Source organism: Morganella sp. HMSC11D09, assembly GCF_001807955.1.
GTDB classification, from domain to species: domain Bacteria; phylum Pseudomonadota; class Gammaproteobacteria; order Enterobacterales; family Enterobacteriaceae; genus Morganella; species Morganella morganii.
This window is the reverse complement of sequence record NZ_KV791708.1, coordinates 1-15,488: the sequence shown is the minus strand read 5'-3', so window position 1 is coordinate 15,488 and position 15,488 is coordinate 1. Positions and strand designations below refer to the sequence as shown.

The window sequence follows — 15,488 nt, the reverse complement described above, 5'->3', positions numbered from 1 at the left end:
ATACACTCTCTGCTGGTTAACGGAAATAACCCGGAATTAACACTTGCGTAATTCAAAGCGTTCGACATAATGAACGTATCGTTCAATTTATAAGTCTATCGCAATGAAACTCGCTATTCCACTCGATAATGCCATGATCCGCAATATTTTGCTGGTTTGTGTGGCGGATTTAATTGTCGGCGTTTCCTACGGGGCGCTGGCGCATGCCAACGGTTTTCCGCTCTGGGTACCGCTGACACTGTCCCTGGTTGTGCTGGCAGGGGCGTCAGAGTTTCTGTTTATCGGCGTTGTGGCGGCCGGCGGCAGTCCGGTGTCTGCGGCGCTGGCCGGGTTGCTGGTGAATGCCCGTCATGTGCCGTTCAGCCTTGCGGTGCACGACCTTGCCGGTAAAGGCCCGAAAAAACTGTTGGGCTTCCATATTCTTAATGATGAGAGTGTGGTGTTCGGTCTGGCGGAAAAACAGAAGGACAAACAGAAAGCCGCATTCTGGCTGTGCGGGCTGGGAATTTTTCTGTGCTGGCCGCTGGGGACGATTATCGGTGAGTTTCTCGGTACCTTTATTGTGGATACCAAAGCGCTGGGGCTGGATGCCATGTTCCCGGCGATTATCCTGGCATTGTGTCTGCCTGCACTGCGTGAGGCGAAAACACGCCGCGCTGCTCTGCTGGGAGCGGTGATTGCCCTGGCGGCAACGCCATTTTTACCGCCGGGGATCCCGGTGCTGTTATCACTGCTGGGGCTGGTGGTCAGCCTGAGGAGAGCGTAATGCCGGATACATTATCCATTCTGACGGGGATCGCGCTGCTGGCGGTCGGTACGTATGCCATGCGGGCGTCCGGGGCGCTGCTCAGCGGGCGTTTCTCGGTGTCGTCACACGTTAAAAATCTGCTTTCCACGGGGGCGATTGTCATTCTGTTTGCTGTGGCGGTAACGATGACGATTTTCAGCGGACAGGAATTATCAGACTGGCCGAAAATGGCCGGAGTGGCGGTTGCGGGAATACTGACGTGGGATAAAAAGCCGTTTCTGGTGATTGTGCTGGCCGCTGCGATTGTGACCGCACTGCTGCGTTATCTGCTGTCGCTGTGGTAAACAGAGAGACCCGCGCAGCATCACTGCGCGGATGATAAAAGATTATTGTGCCAGCCAGGCGGCGGATGTGGTGATAGCAGCCATCGGGCGGAGCATCTCCAGACTTATCTGGTGCAGCTCCGCTGTCGGTGCGGCACACAAATCCTCCGCTACCGAGACATAAAACCCGCTGTCGTGGGCATAACGCGCGGTGCTCTGAATTGCCATCACCGTGCTGACACCGGCCAGAACAAGGTGTTCAATCCCGGCTTTACGCAGCCAGATCAGCAAATCATTTCCTGCAAAGGCACTAACGCCTTTCTTCACAAAACAGACATCCTCTTTCTGCACATCCGTACCGTCTGCCCAGTCACAACCGCTGCCGCTCAGTTTCAGGGCACCAATCTCTTTTGCCCGCTGAAACATCGGTGATCCGGCGGGGATATCATGCCAGTCATCCGCAAACCCGACCCGCACCCATACCACGGGAATATCCCGCTGCCGCGCCTGACGGGCGGTTTCCCGTGTGGCTGCAATCAGATTACGGGCGGCAGTCTGGTCATGGCAGGCGTTGGAAAGCCCGTGTTTGCCGGTAATGTCATTAATAAGGTCGATAATAATCAGTGCCTGTTTCATCTGTCCCTCCTGTTCTGACTTTTTTCAGCATAGCCTTATGTTTCAGAACTGTCATGGGAAGCAGCGGAAATTTCACGGTTTTTTGCCGGAATGTGGATCACAAACCCGATACCGCGCTGCTGCAATCCGTCGGTGACGGAGAGATAACCGCCGATTTTTTCCGCCAGATTCTGTGCAATGGCAGGCCGAGACCGCTGCCGTTTTCACTGCAGCCCGGCACACGGAAAAAGCGCGAGAACAGGCGGTGGCGGTACTGCTCACTGATGCCGTTGCCGTTGTCGCGGATAATAATCTGCACTTCATCCGGATTGCCGGTGTCCAGCGAGACTTCGGCCTGGCTGTCCGGCGGGCAGTATTTCACCGCATTATTCAGAATATTGTTGATGATGGAGAACAGCGCCTGTTTATCGGTGACAACAATGCAGCTTTCCGGGCCGTCGAAGGAAAACTCAATATTTTTGCGCAGGGCGTAGGGCACCAGCATGGCAATGGTGTGACTCAGCGCCTGGGTCAGGTCGATCTCTTCCATTTTCAGCGGATAATCTTCCGTTTCCAGCCGGGCCAGATCAATCAGCTGCCGTGACAGTGATACCGCGCGATCCAGACTGATTTCCATATCAGCGGTTATTTCGTTGCGCTCCGCCGGGTCATCAATCTGTTTGAGCAGATGAATTTGTGCCAGTACGGCGGCAATCGGCGTACGCAGTTCATGAGCGGCATCTGCCATAAACTGTTTTTCCCGCAGATTGGCGGCATCCACCCGCTGCATCAGCTGGTTAATGGCATGCAGTACCGGACGCATTTCATTGTACTGATATTTCATGCTGATGGGTGTCAGGTTGCCGGGGTTACGGGTGGCGATACTGCGGGTGGTTTCACGCAGCGGGCGCAGACTGAGATAGGTGGTGATAATCGTGGATGAGAGCATGGTGCCGAGAATAAACAGCAGCGGAACGGCGGTGCCGGTTGCCGGGTCGCCGATCAGCATATGGCGGTCGGTGCCGGATTCCCCGATAACCGCAGTGCGCTGCATATCCGGGTCGGTATTATAAGCAAGATACCAGGTTTCGCCGTCCTCGGTGAAACGCTCGATTCCGTCAGGTTTCAGCGGAATATGAACATCCGGTTTATTACTGTACAGCACTTCACCCGTTGTACTGTGCAGAATAGCGACCAGCGGATCATAATTTTCCTCTTCCAGGCCGCTTTTCATCGCATTGGCGTACATACTCTCCAGGGCACGGGCAATCTGCGGGAAGGTGGCGGAATCCGTGGGGGTTTCCCGCAGCGTGTCAGAGACACCACGGGCAATCACCATCTGCTGGGCATTAAAATCTTCACTTAAACCGGGCAGATAGGCGTATTTCAGCCAGGCGATCCAGACGCCCCACAGCAGGAGCATTGAGAAGGTCTGAAGGAGAACAGTATAAACAAAGAATGAGCGGATTCTCACTTATTCGCTGTCCTTTTTCAGCAGATAGCCGATTCCGCGGACAGTAATCACTTTCTCTTTACCGATTTTGCGGCGCAGATTATGGATATGCACTTCCAGGGAATTACTTTCGATCTTATCGTCCAGCCCGAATAAACGCTGTTCCAGCTCATGTTTGCGCACCACATTACCGGTATTACGCATTAATTCATATAACAGCTGATACTCTTTGCCGGAGAGCAGTAATAACTCGTCATTCAGTGTCACCTGATGGTTCATCGGGTTAAGGGTGATATTATCCACTTTCCATAACTGTGAGGAAAAACCGGCAATACGGCGGGAAACCGCTTTAACGCGGGAAATTAATTCCGGCAGTTCAACCGGTTTGGAAATAAAATCATCCGCCCCTGAATCGAGGGAATTGACCAGATGATCACGCTGATTGCGGGCGGTCATAATAATAATCGGGATTTGCTCCCCGCTGTTGCGCCACTCCACCAGAGAGTCAAACCCGTCGCCGTCCGGTAACCCCAGATCCAGCAGCATCAGGTCAAAATGCTGTTCTGTCAGCCGCTTACGGGCATCGGCCAGTAAACGCAGCCAGCACACACGAAAACCGGCCAGTTCCAGTCCCCGGCACAGTGCTTTACCTAATTGTAAATCGTCTTCGACTAATAGAATTTGCACGTTTCCTCTCTTTCTGTAAAAGCGGGCTCTCTGTAAAAGCGGATTGCAGTATAGCATTGACGATTACTGTGACAACGCAGGCAAATTATTGTGGCAACGGGGCTTAATGTACCCTTAATCAATCCCGCTTAATGTGATATCCGGTTTATAAAATCATCAATCAGATGACCGGCATATTTTTCTGTCTGTTTTTGCAGGAAATAAAAATAAAAAATGGTGCCGAACAACACGGCGGCATAAATAAACACTGCCCAGATATAGGTCAGGCTGTAATCCAGCAGGGTCAGGGATAAATAGCTGATGTCGATATTCAGTGACAGGGCATCAATAATCTTCTGTGAAAACAGCAGCAGGGAGAAGAGTAATACCGGCAGGGCGAGTAACCCGGTCAGCATATTCACCTTTTTGCGGCGTTTTGCCAGGGCGGGATAATGTTCATCGTGCATATAGGCGGCGATATCGGTGAGCTGATCGTCCAGATCGTCACGGCAGGCTACCGGCGCATCCTGTTTTTCTATTTGCTGATGCAAAAGGCGTAAAAGCTGACTGTTATCGATGCTTTTTGCAAAAGCGGTAATAATTCCCATGCGGAACTCCTGAAAGTCTGTGTCGGCCGGCTATTATTTAACAATTTTACAGCCGGGTCATGCTGATTTATTAACATTACCTGAATTAAATCATAATCTGCACTCTGCGGTACAATACAGATACGTTATAGCGGAAAACACTGTGTTATATATAACGGCAGAATACATTTATCTTTCAGGGATTATCATCCATGTTACGCATCACCGCACTACTGGAAAATACGAATACTGACCCGAAACTGGATTCTCACCCTGGTCTCAGCCTGTTGCTGGACGACGGGGAAACCTCGCTGCTGTTTGATACGGGCGCGGATAATACCTATATCCGCAATGCACAGGCACTGGGGATTTCACTGGAAAATATTGATGCGGTGGTGTTGTCTCACGGTCATTATGACCATTTCGGCGGATTAACCCGTACGGAACGGCATAATCTGCCGTCGGCGCTGAAGGTGATTGCACACCCGCATATTTTCGAGCCGCGCCGCGCCGCATTGTGGCTGGGCAGTTACCCGCTGAAATTCAAGCGGTTATCTCCGTTATTTTGTGAAGAAACACTGCGCCGTGACTATCAGTTCGTGCTGACGGAAAAACCGTATTCTATCTCATCCCGCTTTCTGTTCGCCGGAGAAATCACGCAGCGGGCCGTGGTGCGCCGTTACGGGGTACTGCTCAGTAACGGTGAGGCAGATTATGTGCGTGACGACAGTTTTCTGATCTGGCGCGGGGAGGAGGGGATTGTGATTATCACCGGATGCAGCCATTCAGGCATTGAGTCAGTGATACAACATGCGCGTGCCCTGACAGATAATGCACCGGTGCAGGCGGTGGTCGGCGGGCTGCATCTGCGCCGGGCAACACCGGCAGCACTGCGCCGCGCACAGGAGGCAGTGGATCCGCAAACCCGGGTGTACGGCTGTCACTGTACCGGTGCCAGAGGGCGCAATGCCCTGAATGCGGACGATTTTAATACCGGGCAGCAACTGACATTCCGCTGAGTCTGCCCGGCGGGCTTATCAGCCGTGCGCTTCCAGGAAACGGACATAGGCATCTGCCCATTTCTGCACAAACGCACCGGTTTTTTCACTGAATTTACCGTTTTCGCCGATCATGCCGTCATACCATTGCAGGTACATCTCCGGCTGATTGAGTGTCGGCATATTCAGGAATGCCAGCACATTGCGCAGATGCTGCTGTGCCATCGCGGTACCCATCGCCCCGGCGGAGGTGCCGATCACGGCGGCCGGTTTGCTGTCCCAGCTGTTTTGTCCCCACGGACGGGAGCCCTGATCCAGTGCGTTTTTCAGCACACCGGGAATAGAACGGTTATACTCCGGCGTAACAAAAATCACGCCGTCAGCCTGTGAAATCTGCTGTTTGAATGCCAGCACCTCAGCAGGCGGTTGCGCGTCACAGTCCTGATTATAGAGCGGCAGTGAACCGATACTGACAAATTCACACTGAATGTGTGCAGGGAAAAGAGAGACCAGAGCATGCGCCAGCTGACGGTTGTAACTCTGCTCACGCAGTGAACCGACAACAACAGCAACGCGGTACTGTTTCATTGTAACCTCCTGAACCGGTGAAAATCCGGTGATGAATAAGCAATAAAACAAATGAAAACGTTACTATCATAGTGCGGAATCGCGGAACAGAGAGCAGAATTTAGTAAATTTTTATGACATCACAACAAAAAAGATCTTATCAGGAGCCGGAATGACTATCCCGCAAGCCCCGGAACACCCGGTACAGTTCACCGCACACGGTGAAACCCGGACGGATAACTATTACTGGCTGCGGGATGATACCCGCAGTGATCCGCAGGTGATTCAGTATCTGACGGATGAAAACCGTTATACACAGCAGAAATTACAGGCTGCTGAGCCGCTGCGCGAAGCGCTGTATGAGGAGATGGTCGCCCGCATGCCGCAGGCGGATGAATCCGCGCCATACAGTTACAACGGTTATGTTTACCGCACCCGGTTTGAGGCGGGCAAAGAGTATCCGCTGTATGAGCGGCGTAAAATAAACAGCGGCCAGTGGGAAGTGCTGGCGGACGGCAATGAACGGGCACAGGGGCTGGCCTATTATGAGCTGGTGTCTCTGGCGGTCAGTGCGGATAACCGCCGTATTGCAATTGCCGAGGATAAAGTCGGGCGCCGTGAATATCAGGTGGCTTACCGTGATCTGACCGATAATCACTGGCAGGAATCTGTGCTGACAGAAGTGTCCGACGATCTGGTCTGGTCAGCCGATGGTTCGGTTCTGTTTTATGTTCGTCAGGATCCGCAGACATTGCTGCCGTTCGAGGTATATCGCCACCGTTTCGGCACAGATACCACACAGGATGAACTGGTATACCGCGAGGACGATGACCGTTTTTATACCGGGTTATCCCTGTCATCCTCCCGTGAGTGGATTTTTATCGGTTGTCACAGCCCGGTAACCTCCGAAGTTCAGCTTATCAATGCCAATGATCCATTACAGCCGCCGGTCTGTTTCTCGCCGCGTCAGGACGGGCGTGAGTATCACGTCGATCATCTGGATGGTCAGTTTTATATCCGCTCTGACCATGAAAACGAACTGTTTGGCCTTTACCAGACGGAGGCGCCGGAAAATCCGTGGCAAACTCTGATTGCACCGCAGCCGGATACCGATCTGGAAGATTTCACGCTGTTCCGTGACTGGCTGGTATTACAGGAACGGCACGCCGCGCTGCCGCAGATCCGCATTATTCACCGGCAGAGCGGGAAAGAAACACAAGTCGGGTTTGATGATGGTGCTTACTGCGCGTGGCTCGGGCTGAACCCGGAGCCGGACAGTCAGCTGCTGCGCTACGGTTATACCTCGATGACCACACCGGCATCGGTGTATGAGCTGGATATGGTCAGCGGGGAACGGACGCTGCTGAAACAGGCGCAGGTAAACGGTTTTCAGCGGGATAATTATCACAGTGAACGAATTTGGGTCACTGCCCGTGACGGCGTGCAGATACCGGTTTCGCTGGTCTGGCATAAAGATCACTATCAGCAGGGATTCAATCCTCTGCTGATTGAAGGCTACGGGGCGTATGGTGCCAGTATGGATCCGGATTTCGACGCCAACCGGCTGAGCCTGCTGGATCGCGGTTTTGTTTATGCTCAGGCGCATATCCGCGGCGGCGGTGAGTTGGGTAAACGCTGGTACAATGCCGGAAAGATGCAGCATAAAATCAACAGTTTTAATGATTTTGTGGATGTGACACGCGAACTGATTACCCGGCGTTATGGTGCGGAAAACCGGATCTACGCCACCGGCGGCAGTGCAGGCGGATTGCTGATGGGAGCGGTGATTAATCAGGCGCCGGAGCTGTATCGCGGTATCGTGACACAGGTGCCGTTTGTGGATGCACTGACTACCATGTCTGATCCGTCCATTCCGCTGACCACCGGCGAATATGACGAGTGGGGCAACCCGGAAAATGAATCCGCTTACCGGGATATCCGCGCCTACAGCCCGTATGACAACATTGAGGCGAAAGCCTACCCGAATATGCTGGTGACCAGCGGCCTGCATGATTCTCAGGTTCAGTACTGGGAACCGGCAAAATGGGTGGCAAAACTGCGGAAACTGAAGACGGATGATAATTTGCTGCTGCTCTATACCGATATGGAAGCGGGGCACGGCGGTAAGTCAGGACGGTTCAACTATTTGTGGGATGTGGCGCTCGGTTATGTGTTCCTGCTGATGGTGGATGAACAACAGGAGTAGTGACACTGTCACTTAATGTGTGACAATGTCACCGGTAAAATCGGATGTTACTCAGCGGCTTTCCGTTTACGGGCAGCCGCTTTTTTGTGCACGGCGATAATTTCACTCTCCACACTGCCATCCTGTAACAGCGTGGTGATTTTCTGCCCGACTTTTACCTGACGGGTTTTGTTCAGCACTTCACCGCTGTCTGTCTGGCTGATACTGAAGCCCCGGCTGAGTGTTGCCAGCGGGCTGACACCCTCGAGTGTAGAGCAGAGACGGGCAAACCGTTCGCGTTGCTGACTGAGCTGTTCACGCATGGCAGAGGAGAGACGGTACTGCAACTGCTGAACATGGCGCTGCTGCTGTTGCAGTTGCGGGCGCGGATCCCGGCGCATCAGACGCTGTTCTGTTTGTGTCAGCTGACGGGACTTTTGAGTCAGCATAAGCTGTCCGGCCTGAATCAGCCGTTGTTCCAGGCGCTGAATCAGTTGTTGCTGCCGTGCGAGGCGCAGTTGCGGATGCTGTTGCTGCAAGCGGTGATGTAACTGGCTGAACAACCGCTGTTTTCTGGCAATAAAATAATCCATCGCCATTTCCAGCCGTTGTTGTACTGACTGGATCTGCCGCAGGCGCTCTGTCAGGTCACGGCTGACCAGTTCTGCCGCCGCCGACGGGGTTGGTGCCCGCAAATCCGCGACAAAATCGGCGATAGTGATATCCGTTTCATGACCGACGGCACTGATCACCGGAAGCCGGCTGGCAAAAATGGCCCGCGCCACCCGCTCATCATTGAAACTCCACAAATCTTCCAGTGAACCGCCGCCGCGCCCGACAATCAGCACATCACATTCATTACGGCGGTTAGCGGTTTCAATTGCACGGACAATCTGTGCCGGTGCATCAGCACCCTGAACCTGAGCGGGGTAGATAATCACCGGCAGTGACGGGTCACGGCGGCGCAGAATATTCAGAATATCGTGAAGGGCGGCCCCGGTGGCGGATGTCACCACGCCCACACAGGTGGCAGGCACCGGCAGCGGTTTTTTCAGATGGGTATCAAACAGTCCTTCGGCTTTCAGTTTCTCTTTCAGCAGTTCAAACTGCTGCTGAAGCAGACCTTCACCGGCAGGTTGCATGGACTCAACAATCAGTTGGTAATCCCCGCGCGGCTCATACAGCGTGATCGCAGCGCGTACCAGCACCTGCTGCCCGTTCTGCGGCGCAAATGTCACACGGCTGTTGTTGCCGCGGAACATGGCTGCCCGCACCTGGGATTTTTCATCTTTCAGGGTAAAATACCAGTGACCGGAAGACGGGCGCGAAAAGTTGGAGATCTCCGCGCTGATCCAAATCCGGCCCATTTCCAGCTCGAGTAACTGCCGGACAGTCGTATTTAACCGGGTAACAGTAAAAATTGCGGTATTTTCAGGTAGCAACATGTGAGCCAGATCAAATAATAAAACAAGGACTTAATTGTCCGATACTACCGCCTTCTGACAGATTAGCAACGAATTTTTGAAAAAAAGGCTAGGCGCAACCGATTACCACCTGTATAATGCCGCGGCAATATTTTATCTTCTTTCAATCCTGCTGCCTGGTGAGATATTGCACATGTTACGTATTAAAAAAGAAGCTTTAACCTTTGATGATGTTCTCTTAGTTCCTGCACACTCCACAGTTCTGCCCAACACTGCCGATTTATCGACACAACTCACCGCGAAAATCCGTCTGAACGTCCCGATGATCTCGGCGGCGATGGATACCGTAACGGAAGCCCGTCTGGCGATTGCCCTTGCCCAGGAAGGTGGCATCGGTTTTATTCACAAAAATATGTCCATTGAGCGTCAGGCTGATGAAGTCCGCCGTGTGAAAAAACACGAAAGCGGCGTTGTTTCTGATCCGCAGACTGTTACTCCGTGCACCACACTGCGCGAAGTCCAGACCCTGACTGAACAGAACGGTTTTGCCGGTTATCCGGTGGTCACGACCGATAACGAATTAGTCGGTATCATCACCGGCCGTGACGTGCGTTTCGTGACTGACCTGGATCAGCCGGTGACTGCCGTTATGACCCCGAAAGAGCGTCTGGTGACCGTCCGTGAAGGCGAAGCCCGCGAAGTGGTTCTGAAAAAAATGCACGAGCGCCGCGTGGAAAAAGCGCTGGTGGTGGATGATTCCTTCCATCTGCTCGGCATGATCACTGTAAAAGATTTCCAGAAAGCAGAGCGCAAACCAAACGCCTGTAAAGATGAGCACGGCCGTCTGCGTGTCGGCGCAGCTGTTGGTGCCGGTGCCGGTAACGAAGAGCGTGTTGATGCGCTGGTGGCTGCCGGTGTGGACGTTCTGTTAATCGACTCCTCTCACGGTCATTCCGAAGGCGTGTTACAGCGCATCCGTGAAACCCGTGAAAAATACCCTGATCTCGAAATCATCGGTGGTAACGTCGCCACAGCCGAAGGTGCGAAAGCCCTGGCGGCAGCCGGTGTCAGCGCAGTGAAAGTGGGTATCGGCCCCGGTTCTATCTGTACCACCCGTATCGTAACTGGTGTGGGCGTACCACAGTTAACCGCTATTTCTGATGCTGTTGAGGCCCTGGAAGGCACCGGTATTCCGGTTATCGCTGACGGTGGTATCCGTTTCTCCGGTGATATCGCGAAAGCGCTGGCAGCCGGTGCGGCATGTGTGATGGTCGGTTCGATGTTCGCCGGTACCGAGGAATCTCCGGGCGAAGTGGAACTCTATCAGGGTCGTGCTTACAAATCTTACCGTGGTATGGGTTCGCTCGGTGCGATGTCCAAAGGTTCTTCTGACCGTTACTTCCAGACCGATAACGCCGCTGACAAACTGGTGCCGGAAGGTATCGAAGGCCGTGTGGCTTACAAAGGTGTGCTGAAAACCATCGTTCACCAGCAAATGGGCGGCCTGCGCTCTTGCATGGGACTGACCGGTTGTGCAACTATTCACGAACTGAATACTAAAGCAGAGTTTGTCCGTATCAGTGGTGCCGGGATTCAGGAAAGTCACGTTCATGATGTGACTATCACCAAAGAAGCACCAAACTACCGTTCAGGTCTCTGATTCATGCGGCGGTCTGCGGACCGCCAGCCTATAATTGTTTGCTCTTGGAACATACATTAATGACAACGAATATTCATCAGCACCGCATTCTTATCCTCGACTTTGGATCGCAGTACACTCAGCTGATCGCGCGCCGTATCCGTGAAATCGGCGTTTATTGTGAACTGTGGGCATGGGATGTCACTGAAGAACAGATCCGTAATTTCAATCCGAACGGTATTATTCTCTCCGGCGGCCCGGAAAGCACCACTGAACACAACAGCCCGCGCGCACCTGAGTATGTCTTCAGCGCCGGTGTACCGGTTCTCGGCATCTGCTACGGCATGCAGACCATGTCTATGCAGCTCGGCGGCGCAGTGGAAACCTCTGACGAGCGCGAGTTCGGTTATGCGCAGGTTGAAATCCGCGAAACCTGCGAACTGTTCCGTGGTATTCAGGATATGCTGGATGACAACGGCAAACCACTGCTGGATGTGTGGATGAGCCACGGTGACAAAGTTACCGCTATCCCGTCTGATTTCGTGACTGTCGCCAGCACCGAAACCTGTCCGTTTGCGATCATGGCAAACGACGAAAAACGTTTCTACGGCGTGCAGTTCCACCCGGAAGTGACCCATACTCACCAGGGCCAGGAAATCCTCAAACGTTTCGTGCTGGATATCTGTCAGTGTGAAGCTCTGTGGACTCCGGAAGCCATTATTGAAGACACCGTTATCCGCCTGCGTGAGCAGATTGGTGATGACCATGTCATCCTGGCACTCTCCGGCGGCGTGGACTCATCCGTGACTGCCATGCTGTTAAACCGTGCTATCGGCAAGCGCCTGACCTGTGTATTTGTGGATAACGGCTTACTGCGCCTGAACGAAGCAGAGCAGGTTATGGAGATGTTTGCGGGCAAATTTGACCTCAATATCATCCACGCCAAAGCGGAAGACCGTTTCCTGAATGCCCTGAAAGGCATTGCGGATCCGGAAGCCAAACGTAAAGCTATCGGCCATACATTCATTGAAATTTTTGATGAAGAAGCGTCAAAACAGAAACAAGTCAAATGGCTGGCACAGGGCACTATCTATCCGGATGTGATTGAATCTGCCGCCTCTGAAACCGGTAAAGCCCACGTGATCAAATCCCACCATAACGTCGGCGGCCTGCCGGAAGATATGGAGCTGGGACTGGTTGAGCCGCTGCGCGAACTGTTTAAAGACGAAGTCCGCCGTATCGGTCTGCAGCTGGGTCTGCCGTACGATATGCTGTACCGCCATCCGTTCCCGGGCCCTGGTCTGGGTGTCCGCGTACTGGGTGAAGTGAAAAAAGAGTACTGCGACATCCTGCGCCGTGCTGATGCTATCTTTATCGAAGAGCTGCACAAAGCGGATCTGTACCATAAAGTCAGCCAGGCATTCACTGTCTTCCTGCCGGTACGTTCTGTCGGTGTCATGGGCGACGGCCGTAAATACGACTGGGTTGTCTCACTGCGCGCAGTCGAAACCATCGACTTTATGACCGCACACTGGGCACATCTGCCATACGACCTGTTAGGCCGCGTCTCCAACCGCATCATCAATGAAGTCGACGGCATTTCCCGTGTCGTATACGACGTCAGCGGTAAGCCACCGGCGACGATTGAGTGGGAATGATATACCAATAATTTTTAACTATCGGTAATTATCAGAAAACCGAAAGCCATCAGTATGTTACTGGTGGCTTTTTTGTTTTTAACTGTTTTTAATTGTTGACAAGAGCCAGTATTTTTGACGGTATATGTGACGGTATCAAAAAATAAAACCACTCTAAACCGGCTGTGATACCGTCAAAAAAATAAAAATTATGACGGTATTAAAAGAGAGAATACCGACGTGCTGACTGATACAAAATTAAAAAGTATGAAGCTGCAGGACAGGCTTTATAAAGTGTCTGACCGTGATGGTTTGTATGTCGCTGTCACAAAAAATGGAACAATTTCATTCAGGTATGATTATCGTTTTAATGGCCGCCGTGAAACGGTGACGTTTGGCAAATACGGGCCTGACGGTATCACGTTGGCACAGGCCCGCGAATTACTGAATGATGCAAAAAAGCAGCTGAATGCAGGTATATCACCGGCTGCAAGTAAACGTGACGGTATCGATAAGCGAAAGGGGGCGACGGTATTCGGTGAATATACCGTCAGATATCTGCGTGAAGCCCGCCTGGCGGATTCGACACGGGCAATGAAAGCATCAGTAATCGAACGTGAGATAACGCCGGTGTTGGGTCGTCTGACGCTGGAAGAGATAAGTACCCAGCGGTTACGGTCATTGTGTGAAAAGATCCGTGACCGTGGCGGACGGGCAACCGCATTACAGGTACGTGAGATTGTTGGCGCGGTATTTGATTATGCGATTGACCGAGGCTATGAGATCAGTAACCCGGCAGCAGGTATTAAAGCATCCACTATTGCCACCTTTGAGCCGCGTGAGCGTGCTATGTCACCAAAAGAGATCGGCATATTCTTCCGGGAACTGGAGAACTACAGCTGTTATCCGACGTTGAAACTGGCCGTTAAATTTGTACTGTTAACTCTGGTGCGGAAAACAGAATTTATCAAAGCCACCTGGGAAGAAGTCGATTTTAAACGTGCTCAGTGGGTGATCCCGAAAGAACGGATGAAGCGCCGCCGGGAGCATGTGATTTATCTCTCCCGGCAGGCGCTGGATATGATGACCGGATTTCAGGTTTGCGCCATGGGTAGTGAATACCTGATCCCGGGGCGCTATGACATTCACAAGCCACTGTCGAACGCGGCACTGAATAATGTGATTGATGGTGTGGTTAAACGGATAAATGAGAAGGGGATTAATTTTGCACCGCTGACGGTACATGACCTGCGCCGGACAGCCAGCACGCTGTTGCATGAGGCGGGGTTTAATTCCGACTGGATAGAGAAGTGTCTGGCCCACGAACAAAAAGGCGTCCGTGCCGTGTACAACAAAGCGGAATACGCTGAGCAGCGCCGCGACATGTTGCAGCAGTGGGCCGATATGGTTGACGGGTGGATTGAAGAGGGAAAAGCGGGGTAATTACTCGTCGCCTAACACTTTGCTGGCGATCAGGGATGAAAGATAACACGCGCCGACCGGCAGCCAGAGTGTGGAATAAAGCATCACGGCGGCTATGTCGGTGCGGGTATCTGCGCTTCTGCTCAGTTCTGCGAAGAGATAACCGGCAATCCACAGATAGAGTGCAAGGATCATCATCAGTGCCTCCTATCCGTTTTTGCGCTTGTTCTGTGCGTCATCGTCGCCGCACTCTTTTGAGCAGTACGCGCTGCCGGGCGTAACTGGTTCATCACGGCACCAGATACAGAAGCCGGTCAGGCTCTGCGGCTTTGGTGGCCGGTTGGCAAGCGCGGCAGTCAGTCGCAGTTCGTTTAAGTCATTGGCTTCATCGATAATATCGGCCATAAAATCACCTCAGTTGTATGTCACTGTTAACCTGATCCCCGTACACATCCCATTCGCCGTATTTCTCCCTGGCAAACAGTTCGATGCGCGGGACATCGCCATATAACTCTTCCAGCCGGTGATGTACTTCCTTCGGTTTCTCGCTGTGCTCACCGAGGCAGGAATACACTATCTGCCGGACGCTGGCCGAGCGGCGTTCCAGTCCCCGACCTCTGGTAGCAATCAGGCATACCTCTGCATTAGCGCGGGTATAGTTGCCGCCGTTGATGCGCGTCTCTGCGTTCAGAGTGTCCATGAAGTCGAACATGTCTTCTGGCGGATGTTTATCTATCCGATCCCCTGCGTTTTTGTTCAGCTTCACCCACACGAACCCGAAGCCGGTACGCACCTTGAATCCCCATGCTTCAGCCAATTCGTAAGCCTCACGGACAAAGTTACCCGTGTACCACATGCAGAGTACGGAGTTATCAGAGGCTATCTTTTCGATGGGTAAGCGGGTGAGGGAATAAAAATCGGTGGTGTTGTAGTGGTTATCTGCTGCGCCATTGGAGGATTTGTTGCTGTATTGCCAGGGTGGGTCTGCGAGAATTAAGTCATACTTTTTCATTGGTCACCTACACTGAGTAAATTACCTTTCTGAAATAGAGCCTGATAAGCGAAAGTGTGGTTTTGAATTTATTTCCTTCATGCTCAGTAATGAAGTGGCGTTCACATTTTTCACAGGTATAGCCGTAATAAAATCGCTCACTTTCATTAAGCCGTTTATTGCATATTTCGCAGCGGTGACTATTTTTCATTCTCCGCCTCTTTCATCATCAG

Annotated in this window: 16 protein-coding genes; 7 read left to right on the top strand and 9 right to left on the bottom strand. The window is 52.5% G+C overall.

Features of this window, described 5'->3' with window-relative positions; all coding sequences use genetic code 11:
* The first annotated feature begins 103 nt into the window (after positions 1–103).
* Together HMPREF3119_RS15335 and HMPREF3119_RS15330 are read left to right on the top strand one after the other, a co-directional pair.
* The gene (locus HMPREF3119_RS15335) at positions 104–766 is read left to right on the top strand and encodes an AzlC family ABC transporter permease (protein ID WP_004237414.1); all 663 of its coding nucleotides are present in this window, start codon (positions 104–106) and stop codon (positions 764–766) included.
* Entirely contained in the window at positions 766–1,092 is a 327-nt protein-coding gene (locus HMPREF3119_RS15330) for an AzlD domain-containing protein (protein ID WP_070580231.1), read from the top strand. Before HMPREF3119_RS15335 ends, HMPREF3119_RS15330 begins: the two co-directional genes overlap by 1 nt.
* Positions 1,093–1,134: 42 nt before the next feature.
* Here HMPREF3119_RS15330 and HMPREF3119_RS15325 read toward each other — a convergent pair whose 3' ends face one another.
* From HMPREF3119_RS15325 to HMPREF3119_RS15310, 4 genes are all read right to left on the bottom strand, one after another.
* Positions 1,135–1,707, bottom strand: coding sequence for a cysteine hydrolase family protein (locus HMPREF3119_RS15325; RefSeq protein WP_004237412.1), 573 nt, complete (start codon positions 1,705–1,707; stop codon positions 1,135–1,137).
* Between the two features lie 97 nt (positions 1,708–1,804).
* On the bottom strand, positions 1,805–3,160 hold the full coding sequence (locus HMPREF3119_RS15320; protein WP_246829291.1) for an ATP-binding protein: 1,356 nt from the start codon (positions 3,158–3,160) through the stop codon (positions 1,805–1,807).
* Complete coding sequence (locus tag HMPREF3119_RS15315) at positions 3,161–3,826, bottom strand: response regulator (RefSeq protein ID WP_004239617.1); 666 nt, start codon at positions 3,824–3,826, stop codon at positions 3,161–3,163.
* A 128-nt stretch (positions 3,827–3,954) separates the two neighbouring features.
* The gene (locus HMPREF3119_RS15310) at positions 3,955–4,413 is read right to left on the bottom strand and encodes a DUF6097 family protein (protein WP_004237409.1); all 459 of its coding nucleotides are present in this window, start codon (positions 4,411–4,413) and stop codon (positions 3,955–3,957) included.
* A 191-nt stretch (positions 4,414–4,604) separates the two neighbouring features.
* On the opposite strand from HMPREF3119_RS15310, the gene HMPREF3119_RS15305 reads away from it, so the two are divergent.
* The gene (locus HMPREF3119_RS15305; protein WP_036418340.1) at positions 4,605–5,411 is read left to right on the top strand and encodes an MBL fold metallo-hydrolase; all 807 of its coding nucleotides are present in this window, start codon (positions 4,605–4,607) and stop codon (positions 5,409–5,411) included.
* A gap of 18 nt (positions 5,412–5,429) precedes the next feature.
* On the opposite strand, the gene HMPREF3119_RS15300 is transcribed toward HMPREF3119_RS15305, so the two are convergent.
* Positions 5,430–5,978, bottom strand: a complete 549-nt coding sequence (locus HMPREF3119_RS15300; RefSeq protein ID WP_024475130.1) for an NADPH-dependent FMN reductase — start codon at positions 5,976–5,978, stop codon at positions 5,430–5,432.
* Positions 5,979–6,129: 151 nt separating this feature from the next.
* Here HMPREF3119_RS15300 and HMPREF3119_RS15295 point away from each other — a divergent pair, with 151 nt between their 5' ends.
* Positions 6,130–8,163, top strand: coding sequence for a S9 family peptidase (locus HMPREF3119_RS15295; protein WP_070580229.1), 2,034 nt, complete (start codon positions 6,130–6,132; stop codon positions 8,161–8,163).
* A 47-nt stretch (positions 8,164–8,210) separates the two neighbouring features.
* Here HMPREF3119_RS15295 and xseA read toward each other — a convergent pair whose 3' ends face one another.
* Positions 8,211–9,587, bottom strand: coding sequence for an exodeoxyribonuclease VII large subunit (gene xseA, locus HMPREF3119_RS15290; protein WP_036418335.1), 1,377 nt, complete (start codon positions 9,585–9,587; stop codon positions 8,211–8,213).
* Between the two features lie 172 nt (positions 9,588–9,759).
* Here xseA and guaB point away from each other — a divergent pair, with 172 nt between their 5' ends.
* From guaB to HMPREF3119_RS15275, 3 genes are all read left to right on the top strand, one after another.
* Positions 9,760–11,226 carry an IMP dehydrogenase gene (gene guaB / locus HMPREF3119_RS15285; RefSeq protein ID WP_004237403.1) on the top strand — a complete coding sequence of 489 codons (1,467 nt, stop codon included), beginning with the start codon at positions 9,760–9,762 and terminating at the stop codon, positions 11,224–11,226.
* Positions 11,227–11,285: 59 nt separating this feature from the next.
* On the top strand, positions 11,286–12,863 hold the full coding sequence (gene guaA, locus HMPREF3119_RS15280; protein WP_004237402.1) for a glutamine-hydrolyzing GMP synthase: 1,578 nt from the start codon (positions 11,286–11,288) through the stop codon (positions 12,861–12,863).
* Between the two features lie 219 nt (positions 12,864–13,082).
* Complete coding sequence (locus HMPREF3119_RS15275; protein WP_070580227.1) at positions 13,083–14,285, top strand: tyrosine-type recombinase/integrase; 1,203 nt, start codon at positions 13,083–13,085, stop codon at positions 14,283–14,285.
* Here the strand turns inward: HMPREF3119_RS15275 and HMPREF3119_RS19445 are convergent, their stop codons facing one another.
* Genes HMPREF3119_RS19445 through HMPREF3119_RS15265 form a run of 3 tightly spaced genes read right to left on the bottom strand, consistent with a single transcriptional unit; the run spans position 14,286 to position 15,276 of the window.
* Entirely contained in the window at positions 14,286–14,462 is a 177-nt protein-coding gene (locus HMPREF3119_RS19445) for a hypothetical protein (RefSeq protein WP_168162292.1), read from the bottom strand. It lies immediately after the preceding gene.
* Positions 14,463–14,471: 9 nt separating this feature from the next.
* Positions 14,472–14,669 carry a hypothetical protein gene (locus HMPREF3119_RS15270; RefSeq protein ID WP_070580225.1) on the bottom strand — a complete coding sequence of 66 codons (198 nt, stop codon included), beginning with the start codon at positions 14,667–14,669 and terminating at the stop codon, positions 14,472–14,474.
* A 4-nt stretch (positions 14,670–14,673) separates the two neighbouring features.
* On the bottom strand, positions 14,674–15,276 hold the full coding sequence (locus tag HMPREF3119_RS15265; RefSeq protein ID WP_070580223.1) for an MT-A70 family methyltransferase: 603 nt from the start codon (positions 15,274–15,276) through the stop codon (positions 14,674–14,676).
* Positions 15,277–15,488: the final 212 nt, after the last annotated feature.

Bases quoted from the DNA above. Each gene is read 5' to 3' on its own strand.
- HMPREF3119_RS15335 (WP_004237414.1), top strand. From the start codon at position 104: ATGAAACTCGCTATTCCACTCGATAATGCCATGATCCGCAATATTTTG.
- HMPREF3119_RS15330 (WP_070580231.1), top strand. From the start codon at position 766: ATGCCGGATACATTATCCATTCTGACGGGGATCGCGCTGCTGGCGGTC.
- HMPREF3119_RS15325 (WP_004237412.1), bottom strand. From the start codon at position 1,707: ATGAAACAGGCACTGATTATTATCGACCTTATTAATGACATTACCGGC.
- HMPREF3119_RS15310 (WP_004237409.1), bottom strand. From the start codon at position 4,413: ATGGGAATTATTACCGCTTTTGCAAAAAGCATCGATAACAGTCAGCTT.
- HMPREF3119_RS15305 (WP_036418340.1), top strand. From the start codon at position 4,605: ATGTTACGCATCACCGCACTACTGGAAAATACGAATACTGACCCGAAA.
- HMPREF3119_RS15300 (WP_024475130.1), bottom strand. From the start codon at position 5,978: ATGAAACAGTACCGCGTTGCTGTTGTTGTCGGTTCACTGCGTGAGCAG.
- HMPREF3119_RS15295 (WP_070580229.1), top strand. From the start codon at position 6,130: ATGACTATCCCGCAAGCCCCGGAACACCCGGTACAGTTCACCGCACAC.
- xseA (WP_036418335.1), bottom strand. From the start codon at position 9,587: ATGTTGCTACCTGAAAATACCGCAATTTTTACTGTTACCCGGTTAAAT.
- guaB (WP_004237403.1), top strand. From the start codon at position 9,760: ATGTTACGTATTAAAAAAGAAGCTTTAACCTTTGATGATGTTCTCTTA.
- guaA (WP_004237402.1), top strand. From the start codon at position 11,286: ATGACAACGAATATTCATCAGCACCGCATTCTTATCCTCGACTTTGGA.
- HMPREF3119_RS19445 (WP_168162292.1), bottom strand. From the start codon at position 14,462: ATGATGATCCTTGCACTCTATCTGTGGATTGCCGGTTATCTCTTCGCA.
- HMPREF3119_RS15270 (WP_070580225.1), bottom strand. From the start codon at position 14,669: ATGGCCGATATTATCGATGAAGCCAATGACTTAAACGAACTGCGACTG.
- HMPREF3119_RS15265 (WP_070580223.1), bottom strand. From the start codon at position 15,276: ATGAAAAAGTATGACTTAATTCTCGCAGACCCACCCTGGCAATACAGC.